The organism is Paraburkholderia sp. Tr-20389, assembly GCF_017104565.1.
Lineage (GTDB): Bacteria > Pseudomonadota > Gammaproteobacteria > Burkholderiales > Burkholderiaceae > Paraburkholderia.
The window spans coordinates 14,172-26,813 of sequence record NZ_JAAGPD010000013.1 but is presented as its reverse complement, the minus strand read 5'-3'; the positions used below and the strand labels follow the sequence as shown (position 1 = coordinate 26,813).

The following is a 12,642-nucleotide window of genomic DNA, read 5'->3' as shown; positions in this document are numbered from 1 at the left end:
ACCCTTTCGGGAGCGTCCCGAAAGGGCGCTCCTTTCTTGAATGGAGCATCACATGGAACATGACATTTTTGCCCTGATGGAACGTGCGATTGGATCGATGCAGTCGTACATCGAGCAGGGGTATGTTTTGGCAACGGGACTGAGCGGCGGGAAAGACAGTACGTGCGCGATGGTCCTGATGCTTGAGGCAGTCAGACGGGCGAATTTCAGGAACCCGGACGTGAGGCACTACGTCATCTCTGCGGACACGACCATCGATAACCCAACGACATCGAATTTCCTGCACTCGTTGCTGGAAGAGGTGACGCTGTTTGTCGAGGAGGCTGGCTTGCCCGTTGAGGTGCATGTCACCCAGCCGTCGCTTGCATCGCAGTTTGTCGTGCAAACGATAGGGCGAGGCACACTTGTCAGGACGCCGGAGAACGGTGTCCGAAACGGGAAGCGCGTACGAGCCTGTGCAGATTCGTACAAGGTACGTCCAATCGGAAGGCTCCGCAATCTCCTTGAGCAGAAGGCGAACGCCGCCGGCGTGCGTGAAACGATCTCCGTGATTGGCAATCGCCTCGACGAAAGCCAGTCCAGAGGTCGGGCAATGATTGAGAGAGATGAACAGGCTGATATGGCGACTCGCCAGGCCTCGGGAACGTTGACGCTCTCTCCGTTGCGAGACTGGACGGTGGACGATGTATGGACGATGCTGGCGTGTCTCGCGGAACCGGCGAGTATGCCGTTTCCGAGCCCGTTGTCGTCGTCGACGGTCACGAGGCTCTCCGATATCTATCGGGCGGGTAACGGCGGTGTCTGCGGCGTCGTGATGGGTGAGAGTGGGACGCGAGCGGCGTGTGGGTCGCGTTTCGGCTGCGTTTTCTGCGGAATGGTGAGCAATGACAGATCGCTCGAAAACATGATGCAGGAGCAGGAGTATGTGCACCTCAAGCCACTGAACGACTTTCGAAACTACCTTCTTGCCGTTCAGTGGGACATGTCGCGGCGCGAGCTGGTCGGCCGAACGCTGAGTGACGCTGGATATACGCGGATTCAGGCCGATACCTACAATTTTTCCGAGAGGGTCAATATGCTAAAAATGATCCTTAGTATCGACGCGAACGAGCGAGATCGGGCGGAAGCGCATTCTGCGGATATGGCGTCGGGGCTTATTCCCGACAACGAAGAGAACCGCGAACTGTGTGATCCGCAATTCGAGTTCGTGACGCCACAGCAGCTCGTGGCCATTGATTTCTTCCTGTCGATGCACCACTACGCACCACACGCTTTCCCTGCGCTTGCCGTGTGGCACGACGTGAACGTCCTTGGACGGCGATACCCTGTTCCTCCGTTGGAAGCAAAACCGAAAGCGGAGATCGTGCTGCACGGCTGGTACCCGGTCGGACAGTATGATCGCGACGCGCCTGCACTCGGGCTTCGCGATTTCGATGCGGAGCAATGGAACCGCTACTTGCATCCTGAACGGCCGGGCCGCTATGCCAGAACGACGGGCGGGGAGCAAACGGTCTACTTCGAAGAGGCCTCGCAGTTTGAGGTCGACGCGGAAGCTGCGTGTGCGTTTGTAACGTGCTCGTACGATACAGCGTTCATGCTCCACAACCAGAATCGCGAAGCGATCGAATCAGCGCGGTTCTGGCTGAACGAAGGCTTCGTGAAGCTGCCGGTCGGCATGGCTCAGCGGTATCAGGACATGGCGAAGCGAGGACAATATTTTGCGCGCCTCGCACAGCGCAGAAACCTGACACCTGCGGAACTGGATGCCCATCTTGTCGCTTGTGGTATCAGCGACGGTGAGCATCAGGTACTGCTTTGTCGCGAAGGTCCGCAGCTTGATCTGTTTGCAGAAGCCGCGTAAGCGGCCAGTTTTTTTCGGGATCCCCGGGGCTAGAGGCCTCGGGGATTTTTTTATTTGAGAAAACGGAAATACAGGATCAGCGACGAGGTAGGCGTTTAGAACAAGCTGCTCTGATCATCGATCGCTGGCTCCGTGCGCCGCTTGCGCGGAGGCAAAGGGTAGGGTTCGGCGTGCATCATCTCGGATGGATACAGGTTCAAAAAGGACTGTGCGTCCTCGCTTGAGCTGCAGGTCAACCATTCCTCGTAGCGGTCCGGTGGCACGATCACGACCGATCGCTTCTCCGCACCAGGTTTTTGAAAGCGCTTCATCAACGGGTGGTCATCCGCGTTGACGGTCAACATCGTGAACGAAAACGACCGACCGCCATCTGCCTCATTCCAGCTTTTCCAGAGTCCCGCGATCGCGAGCGGGCCGCCGTCGGCCATACCGATGCGCCAACGTTCCGATTTCTCCGGATCTTTTTCGTAACTTGGCTCATAGAACCATTGGCACGGTATCAGGCAGAGCTGCATAGAGCGCCACGGCCCGACAAAGCTCGGCTTGACGTCGAGCGAATCGTCGCGCGCATTCATCGTATCGAAAGGCTTGGTTTTCGGCTTCATCTTACGACGCGGAATCAGGGCGAAGGTCGCCGGATCAGTCGCAAAGTAATCCTCCTCACGCCGGAATATCGGCGCAACGTAGTTGTCCTTGAAGATCTCGCGCTGGTACTCAAACGTCGGAGGCGAAAACAAACTGAACGCCTCGAAACGATCGTACTCGTTGGTTTGATAGCTTGTGCACATCGACCGGACCCTGCGAGTAATGAACTGTACATCCCGATAGTAGCGCGGAAGGGCGGCGACCCGCGCGAGCGCGTCGAGCAGGTATCTGTCATGCTTGTCCTTGGGCGTCATCCTTGGAGAACCGCCATGCAAGACTTCAATGCAGAACGCTGGGGCCGCCTCTACCCAGACGGCGACTTCTTTTGTCACCCAGACACGATGCTGGCCGACCTCCTGCCCGAGCCGCTGCCAGTGAATTCGCGCGGGCATACTCCCATCGACGACTTCGAGCACTTCTGCAACTACAGCGGCCTCTCGGTAAAGCGCGCGGGACCGATCGGCTTCGCTTACGCAAAGCTCGCCTACTGCACCGCCTGGCTCGATCGTCTTGAGCGCGAGGCGACATTTGGACGCAACTGACCTGATGCACTCGACACTGCGGAAACGTCCATTTTCCGATCGAGACTGGCTCTACGAATGGAAATTAGACGGTTTTCGCTGCCTCGTGCGCAAGTCGCGCGAGCGAGGCGTCGATCTCATCAGCCGCGAAGGAAATCTCTTCAACGTCGCGTTTCCCGAGGTCATCGAGGCTGTCGCGGCAGTGCCGGGTGATTTCGTCTGGGATGCCGAGCTTGCCGTGGGCGCCGCTCGCGGGAGCGAGTCATTCGCGAGCTTGCAGCAGCGCGCGAGGACAACATCGCTCCGCAGCGTGCCGGCCGCCGCGCGTCGCTGCCCTGCAAGGCTCTATGTTTTCGACATGATGATCGCGGATGGCGTGGATCAGCGTGCACTGCCATTAGCCGAGCGCAAGTCTTGCCTGCGCGACGCTTTCGACGACACGCCCACGCTCGTCTATGTGACAGACGTCGAAGGCGTTGGCGAGCTGGTGTTTGAACAAGTGCTGCTCCATGACTTCGAGGGGATGGTCGCAAAGCGAAAGACGTCTCCGTATGCGCGCGGTCGCTCACTGAACTGGATCAAGGTCAAGAACGCACAATACAGCCGCCCAGAAGCGCTCGGATTTGGTCTGAAAAATTCCGAGTGATTCATACAGCGTTCGATGCGTACCGGAGGCTCGCGCAGTACGCGTTTATGGCATATATGAACGCCACAAATCAACAGGCTCGCCAAATCCGTGGGCCGACGAGTGGCGTCACACGCCAGAACTCGCCGTCACGCGAAGCTGTCGCATACGGGGTACGACAGGCGCCGAGCTTGACCAGAGTGGACCCGCTGGTACTCGTGTACTTGAAGCCCATCGTCACCAGAGCCTCAGTGCAAAAACGGCGGCGAAGGGTAGCGTAGATCTTGGGTTGTCGGCGGCGCATCAGTGTTGTCTTCCTTTCTAGCTCGTTAAGGTTGAGGACAACACCGTTGTACAGCAGACCCGGTCTTCGTCAAGCAGCTTCCACGTCTCCGTAGGTGGCCAAAGATAACCTCTTTAGTGGACCTGTCGCCATGCCTTCTCAATTGCCCCGAAGACAACCGGAACGAAGTCATGGCCCTCAAAGGAAGCAGGGCGATCGTCATTGGGGTAAGAGAGGGCGGCTGGCGCGCAGATCATCTGCAGCAACCGCGTGCTGAACCTTCCGCCCGCGCGGACTTCGCACAGCACCTCCTCCTCGATCTCGTGGATCAGCTTCCATGTCAGGATGCTTTTATCACGATGCCGCGTGACGATATTCGGCACAACTGCCTCGACGGCAGCCTGTGCATCAAACAGGACGTTGTAGTTTTCCATCGATCTTCCTTACGTTCAATTCAGTGAAAATTCCGGCTCGCCGTTGGCAATTCGCCGAGCAGGTGCGATACGTCGACAAGCCGTTGTGCGACAAGATGCTTCACGTCGCCCTGACGCTGCCACACCCCATAAACGGCAAGCAGTGACGAGCCGAGCGCTTCGCGCCGCTGCCGTTCAAGCACCGACTGCCAGACGATCACGTTCACAGATCCCGTCTCGTCCTCGAGCGTCATGAACATGACGCCGTTCGCCGTGCCGGGGCGCTGACGTACCGTGACGATTCCGCAAGCCCGTGCGAGCTGTCCGTCGCGGTAGCGCATCAGCGTTTCGGCGGACATGAGGCGCATCGTCAGTAGCTTCTCGCGCAGCAGGGCGAGCGGATGTCGGCCGAGCGTCAGACCCGTCGAACGGTAGTCGGCGATCAGGTCCTGTCCTTCGGTTGGCGCGACCAGCCTGGGTGCTTCTTCCTCGCGCGCCGTCGCGCGCAACAGATCTTTCTCTGGGACGGCGGCGACGGCTGCCCATAGTGCCTGCCGCCGGTCGCCCGCGAGCGCCTTCAGTGCGTTGGCTGCCGCGAGCACCTGCAGGTCATGGCGATCCAGCTGCGCGCGGTTCGCGAGATCGGCGACATCGCGGAATGCCTTCACCGCGCGCGCCGCTTCAATGCGCTGCGAGGTTTCCTCTCGCATGCCGCGAACCACGGACATTCCAAGACGCACGGGTGCCATACTCCCGTCGCCTTCCATCGTTGAATCCCAGTTGCTGACTGTCACATCGACGGGCAGCACACCGACGCCATGACGTTTTGCATCCTGGACAAGTTGCGATGGTGAGTAGAAACCCATTGGCTGGCTGTTGAGCATCGCGCACAGGAATGCTGCTGGCTCGTGGCGCTTGAGCCAGCAGCTTGCGTAGACGAGCAGCGCGAAGCTCGCCGCGTGGCTTTCGGGGAAGCCGTATTCGCCGAAGCCCTGTATCTGCGCGAAGATCGACTCGGCAAACTCGCGGTCGTAGCCGCGCTGGAGCATCCCTTCAACAATGCGGTCGTGGTAATGCTGCAGGCCGCCCTTGCGCTTCCATGCGGCCATCGCGCGGCGCAACTGGTCCGCCTCGCCCGCGCTGAAGCCAGCCGCGAGCATCGCAACCTGCATAACCTGCTCCTGAAAGATAGGCACGCCAAGCGTGCGCTTGAGCGCCTGCTCGACCTCCGCACTCGGATAGCTGACGGGTTCCAGTCCCTGCCGACGGCGAAGATACGGATGGACCATGCCGCCCTGAACCGGGCCCGGCCGCACGATCGCGACTTCGATCACGAGATCGTAGAACTCGCGTGGCCTCAGGCGCGGCAGCATGCTCATCTGTGCACGAGACTCGATCTGGAACACGCCGACGGTATCAGCCGCACAGATCATGTCGTAGGTCGCCTCGTCCTCGGCTGGGATGTCCTGCATTTCGAATGGCTCGCCGCGTTGCTGCGAAACCAGTTCGAGCGTGCGGCGGATCGCCGACAGCATGCCGAGCGCAAGCACGTCGATTTTGAGAAGGCCGAGCGCTTCCAGATCGTCCTTGTCCCACTGGATCACGGTGCGATCCGGCATCGACGCGTTTTCGAGGGGCACAAGCCGCGAGAGCTTGCCGCGAGCGATTACAAAGCCTCCTACGTGCTGGGACAGGTGACGCGGAAAGCCGAGTAGCGTCGCCGCGAGCGTTGCCCACTGCTGGATTATTGGCGTCTCGGAGTCCAGCCCGCTATCAACGAAGCGACGCATAAGATCGACGCTCGAATCAAACCAGTGATGCTCTTTCGCGACCCGATCAACGATCAAAGGATCAATGCCGAGCGCCTTGCCGGAGTCGCGGATCGCCGAACGTGGCCGGTAGGTTGTGACGGCAGCCGCCAGCGCCGCGCGTGTGCGCGTGTACTTCCCGTAGATGTACTGGATCACTTCCTCGCGCCGCTGGTGCTCGAAGTCGGTGTCGATATCGGGCACGTCCCCCGCAGCCGCCCGTTCCCTTGAGATGAACCGTTCAAACAACAGATTGCCCCGCGCGGGGTCCACCTCCGTGATACCGAGGCAGTAGCAGATTGCGGAGTTTGCCGCCGAACCGCGCCCCTGACACAGGATGCCTTCGTTGCGCGCGAAACGGACAATGTCGTACACCGTCAGGAAGTACGGCTCATACTTCAGGTCCGCGATCAGCGACAGTTCGTGCTCGATCTGCGTCTGCACGTTGTGCGGGATGCCGCGGGGATAGCGGCGGTGTGCGCCCAGATAGGTCTCGCGCCGCAGGTACGCGGTCGGTGTGGTACCGGGCGGCACGAGTTCGTCGGGATACTCGTAACGAAGCTCGTCGAGCACGAACGTGCAGCGCGACGCGATGTTCAGTGTCTGCGCGAGCGAGTCCGCCTGATAGACGTTGGCCAGCCGCAACCGCGAGCGCAGATGCTGTTCGGCGTTTGGTGTCAGTTCGAATCCGCATTCGGTCACGGGCCGGTTCAGGCGAATCGCCGTCAGTGTGTCCTGCAGCGGCTTGCGCGAGCGCACATGCATCAGCACCTGGCCGGTAGCCACTGCGCTCAGTCCGTGCCGTTCGGCGACGTCGTAGACGGTATTGCGATGCAGATCATCGAGCGCGCGGGCGTGCAGGGTCAGTCCCATCCAGCAGCGATCGGTGCCGAACGTTTGTGCCGCCCATTGCGCCTGTGCGTCCAGCCGCGCATCCTTCGCGGGAAATTCGGGCGTCAGGATGATCAGGCAATCAGGTAGCGCGCGTAGATGCGTGTAAGGCGGATCAGGATGATCGAGGTCGTGCGGATAGACGACATACGTGCCCTTGGCCGTGCGCGTGCGCGCAAGCGTGATGAGTTCGGACAGGTTGCCGTAGCCGTCGCGAGTCTGGGCGATCGCCGTGAAGGCGAGGGCAGGCGAGCCATCGGCGTTCGTGACGCGAAAATGCGCGCCGACCAGCAGTTTGATGCCCGCTTCCTTTGCGGCGACGTGCGCACGCACGATGCCCGCAAGCGAGCACTCGTCGGTGATTGCAATGGCCTCGTACCCAAGCTGCGCCGCGCGCGCGGCCAGTTCCTCGGCATGCGAAGCGCCGTGCAGGAACGTGAAGTTGGACGCACACTGCAACTCGGCATAGCCGGGCAGGCCGAACGATGCAGGCACCATGACTTATCCGAACAGCCCATGCAGGTACCAGCGTGGCTCGTCTTCGTCGACGGCGCCGATCCGCTCGCGGTAGATCCAATAGCAGATGTGGTCGTCGGCCTCGGCAACGAAGTAATCGCGCGTCACCGGCTCCCCCTGGAACCAGCCCGCTTCGACGCGCTCACCGGATGACGCCGTGCGCAGCGGCGAGCCGTAAAACGGTCGCTCGCCGCGCATCAGCAGCTTGATGGGCGACTCCATCAGCCAGGCGGGACGGGGCGTCTCCGGCGCCGGCGCAACGTACTTCGTCTTGTCCGTGACGGGCACCCAGCGCGCGGCGACTTCCGGACGGTGGTCGGCGACGGGCGCGGGCTTCAGCACGTTTTCCGCGCCGAGTCGAGCGACCAACAGTTCAAGCAGCCGCACGTGATCCGCCGCCGTGCCGCCCGGTTCAGGGAACAGGGAGTCCGACGCCGGTTCGGCTTCCTTCACTTCCTGCACGACGAGTTGCAGTGCGATGACAGCCGCAGCGAGTTCTACACGGCCCAGCCGTTCTTTCAGCAGGCGCATCAGGTGGTCTTCGCGCCACGTCGGCTCCGCGAGCGACACCGCAATCGTCGTCGGGTCGATCGCGTCGCGGCCACGCTCATGTTCGAGCAGCAGCGCGATGCGCGTGACGGCAAGCTGCTTCTGCGATAGCCAGCCCGTTAGCTGGACGACGAGCCGGCGGGCCGCAAAGAGACACGCTTCGGCGTGTTCGATGCGATCGGGAAGTTCGACGCGCGCCTGAAAGGTCGGCGGTGTCTCGTACCATTCATACACGTGGGGTGCCGCTCCATTGGCGCGGTCCAGCACATCGAGCAGTGCCGTGCCGCAGCGTTTCTTCAGTCCCGCGCGGGGCAGGCGCATCAGCTGTCCGATCGTTTCGCAGCCGATGCCCGTCAGCCAGTCGAGGTGACGTCTGGCCGGTGTGGGCAGGCTGACCGGCAGTCCCGCGAGCGCGCGCGAGAGCGAAGCGTGCGAGAGCGCCACGCCGCCGCGGTGCCGCGCGAGCAGCCATGCGGCCTGTCCCGTTGGTGCGACGCTGATCGTGGCCGTCAGACCTATGGCGTGCGCGACCCGCCGCGCCATGCGACGCAACGCGCGGATACCGCCGAAGAGCCGCAGACTTGCCGACACGTCGACGAGCACCGTGCTTTCCTCGGCGATGACGACCTGCGGCGAGAGGTTCAGCAAACCTGTCGCGATCTCGCGCACCGCGTTGACCTCGGCCGTGCCGTCGCGCTCCTGCATGACGGTGGCAGGAGCGAGCGTCAGGACACCGCCGCGCCGCATGCCGATGCGGACCCCGTCCGCGCGCGCGGACGGGTCAGCAGCGATGACGCGCTCCTTTTCGAGCACGGCAAGACCCGCGTTGTCATCGGGTTCAAGCGACCACTTCGGTCGGAACACTTCGAGGCACAACAGCGGGAGATGGACGCCTATCCACAGTTGCATTGCGTTTTACGTTCAGGATCGGGGAGGGCGTCAGGGACACGAATAGCGGTTCATCGCGAGCGGGGCCGCGACGTTTTAGAAACTGGACATCGACGCCGCCTTTCGCGGCGCGGATCGCGAGCCGTAGCGGGGCGGGCGAGGCGTCTCGCGTCGTAGCCAGCGGCCGCACCATGAAAAAGAGCGACTCTGACGTCTGCGCGGCCAGATGCAGTCGGCGCACCGCCTCGGGCCTCACGTGCTGCTGCCAGAACACGAGCGCGCCGCAGGTGCCCGCGCGCAGAATCTGCTCGGCGGCCCATAGCGCGTCGGCGGTCTTCAGTGCTTTCACCGTCAGCAGATTGGACGGATCGAGCCCCCACCACGCAAACGCGGTCGGCTGGACGTTGTGGGGCGGCTGCAAAAGCACGACCGGTTTGGATTCAAGGCGCTCGAAGGCGGGCCGTAGCAGCCGCAGTTCGCCACAACCGGTCTGCTGGACGAGAAGATCGGTCAGCACGCCCCGCGGCCAGCCGCCGCCCGGCAATTCGGCCGCAAGGGCTTCGGCGCCGCAAGGGACGACGCGCGACGCCGCGCGGGCGAGCTGGTTGGCTCTCCATAAATCGGGATGGATCGCTTCGGGTAGCATGACGGCACTCATGGCTCTCCCCACAAAACACTGTATATATAAACAGTAGTATAGCCTGGTAAGGCGACGCTTACATCGCCCGTTTAAACGGCGTGCCGTCGGCATGCCAGGCGATGGGGACGCTTGGCCGTTAGAGCTTCGTAAGCGGGCCTGAGCCGGACGGACAGGCTATCGCCGCCCGGTCGTGCTGTGGCGATATCTACGGGGGTGGTCGGGCGAGGCGCTGCGCCGAGCCGGCGCGCGAGCGTCCGGCGCACCGGCCTTCAGCCATTCGGCGATGTTGGTCCGCCCGCCCGCAAAATGGATTGCCGCCTGAACAGCCTCTGTCGTCGCTACCTGCTGCGCGATGTCGTCGGGCACTGCGCCGCACGCCATGAGAACGCTGCGGCCAGCGACAACGCGCTCCGTCGTGTTACCGCCATGCGAAAGCCGTAGACGGAAGACGGGCTGGCCCCCGGCATCGGGGTTGTACGCGACGTCGACCGATGAGTCCGGATCCGATGCGTCTTCCCACAAGGTGTCGATCTCGGGCGCGTCGCTGTTCGTCAGTTCGGCAGCCCGGTCGAAGCCGTCGCGCACTTTTTCGATCGAGCGGCTGACGGGATCAATAAGATAGAAAAGAAACATGTCCCGCCTCCGCGCTGCGCACTTGCTCAAACGATAGGCTATTGACGAGCAATTTGTCGGCCAGCTGGGCGGCTTCCGTGACCGGAAGTCGCGACGGGCGGGAGGATTCGTCATCCCGCTGTCAAATGCTGTGCCTCGCGGAGCCGAATCTCGCGAAGAAGCCAAGTCTTGAGCCCGGCGCCCATGCTGCGTGACGCGGAAGACGGCGCATACGCATTCGCGGGCGAACCTCCCCATAGCGACGGATGAAACCGCTCAGACGTGGGGTGCTCATGGCTTTAAGCATTTCCCTTGATGCGATCTGCGCGTCCGGGCATCCCTTCACGAGCCCAGGGTGGTGGCTCATCGACGAGGTCAAGCCCGTATTCATGCAGATCGTCGAAAACATCCTGAAAACTCTCGCCGATGATCTGCTGCATGTAATCGAAGTCGACCGAGTTCATCGTTCGCCATTGTTTTTGCACGCGATCCTGACCCGCGACGACCCTTTTCAACGAAAGGTCGATCAGGATTCGGTGTGACATATGTGGCTCGCTGGGCCATAACGATGGCCACACGCCGACTGCATACCGAGCGCGGTTGATCATATCTGTCGAAGCACCTTCTCCAGTCTCGCGGAGACAGGCTTTCCTTCATCGCGATCAACGTAGAAAGATACCGAGCCGCCGACGATGTCGTGTGAACGGATATGTACAGCATGGTCCTTCGAGCCGCGCGATCGGAACCCGTTTCTTGGCGCGAGCTCGAGCGCGTTGAACCGGATCGGATATGCGACCAGTTCCTCGTCCGTCTGAACCACGAATTGAATGCGGTCGAGTCTGACTCCTGATAATTGCATCCCGACGATCCTGTTCAGCACCGTGTCAAAGGCTGCATCAGGAATGTGCACCTGCGAATCGACTGCAGAACTCCGGAGCAAATGTACGATGGCGCGTGCGCCGGCCGCTTGCGGAATCAAAGCGATGCGATAGCGTGCGATGCGTGGCTCCCGGTCTACGTTCGGGTATATGACGTCCTTGAACGGGCCTATGTAGTTCATGCGCCTCCTCGTCAGGTAGATCGCAGAGCGCGTGCCCTGCGTACGATCTACGGTACGCACAACTAATAGAAGTCAAGTCGCTCTTTTGGCGGGCCCTGAACGCGACGGCAGCTACCCCGATCCATCTGGGGTAGCTATTTTTTCGTCGTCAAAAGTCTGTCGTAGCCTGTTGACCGTCCGATGACTGGACAGCCCTAGCAGGTTACTCACCTGCTCGTTGGACATGCCGTCGATGAGGTGTCGACGGCCGAACGTATTGCGCAGCAGACGCGGGCTTTCGTCGGGAGCGGAGATTTGCGCATGATGAAGGGCTTGGCGCACGTATTCGCCGAGCCTGTCTGTTTTCATGGGTGTACCGTTTGCCGTCGACACGAAGAGCCACTGCGCGGGACAGGACATTCCTGCCCGCGTGCTCTGATAAAGCCGGAGGAGATCAACGGCGAACGCATCAACGGGGACGCGTCGCGCGATACGCGGCCCGTGCTTCTTCACGAATACACTCATGCGCGAGTTGCTCGCGTCCAGATCTTCTACAACGAGCGCCCGGAGTTCTGCGGCGGTTAGGCCAGTCCCGAGCAGCAACGCGACGATTGAGGCGTTGCGCAATTCCTTGAAGGAATCGAAGGCGCGAACGGCACAGGCTGATTGCAGCCGAGCGTCATCGGCCGAACCCAGGAAGACAGGCGCCGGCTCGTCTTCCGGCCAGCGCTCGCTCGACAGTAGGCTGCTGGCTGGATTGTCAGTGCGAAGCTCAAGCGCGATCAGGTGTCGGGCGAGACGATCAATCAGCTTAAGGTATCGCTGGCGGGTTGACGTGCCGGACTTGCAACTGCCATCGAGTTCGGCAAAGAAACGGTCGATGTGGTCGACGCCGAATGCAACCACATTGCTGCGATGAGCAATCAGGTATCGGTTGAGCCGTCGAAACATCGACAGGTGCTGAACAATCGATTGCTCTGCAAAGGCGCGACGATCGGCGCCAGTCGCCTCGGCACGCTGCCATTCGACGTACGCGTCCTCGGGACTCCGCAGCCACTGTTCGCTGTCCATAAACCTATATACTGAATTTACCCTCCCCCATAGTATCTGCGAAGCTACCGCTTCGCCAACCCGTTTTGCAGGAGGGAGGGGTTGCCAGCATGCCCGAGCGAACCAAGCCAAAGGTGCGGGTTCACGGAAGCCGGCGGCGATGACGGCCGTGCGATGTGTGAAGGGGAGGGCGTCGCGTTCAATCTCTGCATTTACTTCAGCGATCAGAGATGGGATACGTCGCCGTAAAGACGCGGCGACAAGTCGAGACTACCCGTGGAAATTGCGTGTGAAGGCTGCG

General features: G+C 61.4%; 12 protein-coding genes. 3 read left to right on the top strand and 9 right to left on the bottom strand.

Going from position 1 to position 12,642, the window contains the following annotated elements; translation table 11 throughout:
• Positions 1-52 precede the first annotated feature (52 nt).
• The gene (locus G3N95_RS14885; protein ID WP_205970846.1) at positions 53-1,861 is read left to right on the top strand and encodes a phosphoadenosine phosphosulfate reductase family protein; all 1,809 of its coding nucleotides are present in this window, start codon (positions 53-55) and stop codon (positions 1,859-1,861) included.
• A gap of 95 nt (positions 1,862-1,956) precedes the next feature.
• Here G3N95_RS14885 and G3N95_RS14880 read toward each other — a convergent pair whose 3' ends face one another.
• Complete coding sequence (locus G3N95_RS14880; protein WP_241018542.1) at positions 1,957-2,760, bottom strand: SOS response-associated peptidase family protein; 804 nt, start codon at positions 2,758-2,760, stop codon at positions 1,957-1,959.
• Positions 2,761-2,775: 15 nt separating this feature from the next.
• Here G3N95_RS14880 and G3N95_RS14875 point away from each other — a divergent pair, with 15 nt between their 5' ends.
• Together G3N95_RS14875 and G3N95_RS14870 are read left to right on the top strand one after the other, a co-directional pair.
• A complete protein-coding gene (locus G3N95_RS14875; RefSeq protein ID WP_241018541.1) occupies positions 2,776-3,048 on the top strand; it encodes a hypothetical protein in 273 nt (90 codons plus the stop codon).
• A gap of 4 nt (positions 3,049-3,052) precedes the next feature.
• Entirely contained in the window at positions 3,053-3,673 is a 621-nt protein-coding gene (locus G3N95_RS14870) for a DNA ligase (protein ID WP_205970845.1), read from the top strand.
• Positions 3,674-4,069: 396 nt separating this feature from the next.
• Here G3N95_RS14870 and G3N95_RS14865 read toward each other — a convergent pair whose 3' ends face one another.
• The 8 genes from G3N95_RS14865 to G3N95_RS14830 form a co-directional block, all read right to left on the bottom strand.
• A complete protein-coding gene (locus tag G3N95_RS14865; protein ID WP_205970844.1) occupies positions 4,070-4,369 on the bottom strand; it encodes a DUF2471 family protein in 300 nt (99 codons plus the stop codon).
• A 20-nt stretch (positions 4,370-4,389) separates the two neighbouring features.
• Entirely contained in the window at positions 4,390-7,545 is a 3,156-nt protein-coding gene (locus tag G3N95_RS14860) for an error-prone DNA polymerase (RefSeq protein ID WP_205970843.1), read from the bottom strand.
• Between the two features lie 3 nt (positions 7,546-7,548).
• Positions 7,549-9,021, bottom strand: coding sequence for a DNA polymerase Y family protein (locus G3N95_RS14855; protein ID WP_205970842.1), 1,473 nt, complete (start codon positions 9,019-9,021; stop codon positions 7,549-7,551).
• Positions 8,951-9,658 carry a translesion DNA synthesis-associated protein ImuA gene (gene imuA, locus G3N95_RS14850; protein ID WP_205970841.1) on the bottom strand — a complete coding sequence of 236 codons (708 nt, stop codon included), beginning with the start codon at positions 9,656-9,658 and terminating at the stop codon, positions 8,951-8,953. Before imuA ends, G3N95_RS14855 begins: the two co-directional genes overlap by 71 nt.
• Positions 9,659-9,814: 156 nt before the next feature.
• Positions 9,815-10,273, bottom strand: a complete 459-nt coding sequence (locus tag G3N95_RS14845; protein ID WP_205970840.1) for a hypothetical protein — start codon at positions 10,271-10,273, stop codon at positions 9,815-9,817.
• A gap of 278 nt (positions 10,274-10,551) precedes the next feature.
• On the bottom strand, positions 10,552-10,797 hold the full coding sequence (locus G3N95_RS14840) for a hypothetical protein (protein WP_205970839.1): 246 nt from the start codon (positions 10,795-10,797) through the stop codon (positions 10,552-10,554).
• 59 nt (positions 10,798-10,856) lie between these two features.
• Complete coding sequence (locus tag G3N95_RS14835) at positions 10,857-11,312, bottom strand: hypothetical protein (RefSeq protein ID WP_205970838.1); 456 nt, start codon at positions 11,310-11,312, stop codon at positions 10,857-10,859.
• Positions 11,313-11,423: 111 nt separating this feature from the next.
• On the bottom strand, positions 11,424-12,362 hold the full coding sequence (locus G3N95_RS14830; RefSeq protein ID WP_205970836.1) for a site-specific integrase: 939 nt from the start codon (positions 12,360-12,362) through the stop codon (positions 11,424-11,426).
• Positions 12,363-12,642 lie beyond the last annotated feature (280 nt).

Excerpts from the sequence above, each read along its gene's own strand:
- G3N95_RS14860 (WP_205970843.1), bottom strand. The coding sequence starts at position 7,545 with ATGGTGCCTGCATCGTTCGGCCTGCCCGGCTATGCCGAGTTGCAGTGT.
- G3N95_RS14830 (WP_205970836.1), bottom strand. The coding sequence starts at position 12,362 with ATGGACAGCGAACAGTGGCTGCGGAGTCCCGAGGACGCGTACGTCGAA.
- G3N95_RS14845 (WP_205970840.1), bottom strand. The coding sequence starts at position 10,273 with ATGTTTCTTTTCTATCTTATTGATCCCGTCAGCCGCTCGATCGAAAAA.
- G3N95_RS14840 (WP_205970839.1), bottom strand. The coding sequence starts at position 10,797 with ATGTCACACCGAATCCTGATCGACCTTTCGTTGAAAAGGGTCGTCGCG.
- G3N95_RS14855 (WP_205970842.1), bottom strand. The coding sequence starts at position 9,021 with ATGCAACTGTGGATAGGCGTCCATCTCCCGCTGTTGTGCCTCGAAGTG.
- G3N95_RS14880 (WP_241018542.1), bottom strand. The coding sequence starts at position 2,760 with ATGACGCCCAAGGACAAGCATGACAGATACCTGCTCGACGCGCTCGCG.
- G3N95_RS14875 (WP_241018541.1), top strand. The coding sequence starts at position 2,776 with ATGCAAGACTTCAATGCAGAACGCTGGGGCCGCCTCTACCCAGACGGC.
- G3N95_RS14870 (WP_205970845.1), top strand. The coding sequence starts at position 3,053 with ATGCACTCGACACTGCGGAAACGTCCATTTTCCGATCGAGACTGGCTC.
- imuA (WP_205970841.1), bottom strand. The coding sequence starts at position 9,658 with ATGAGTGCCGTCATGCTACCCGAAGCGATCCATCCCGATTTATGGAGA.
- G3N95_RS14835 (WP_205970838.1), bottom strand. The coding sequence starts at position 11,312 with ATGAACTACATAGGCCCGTTCAAGGACGTCATATACCCGAACGTAGAC.
- G3N95_RS14865 (WP_205970844.1), bottom strand. The coding sequence starts at position 4,369 with ATGGAAAACTACAACGTCCTGTTTGATGCACAGGCTGCCGTCGAGGCA.
- G3N95_RS14885 (WP_205970846.1), top strand. The coding sequence starts at position 53 with ATGGAACATGACATTTTTGCCCTGATGGAACGTGCGATTGGATCGATG.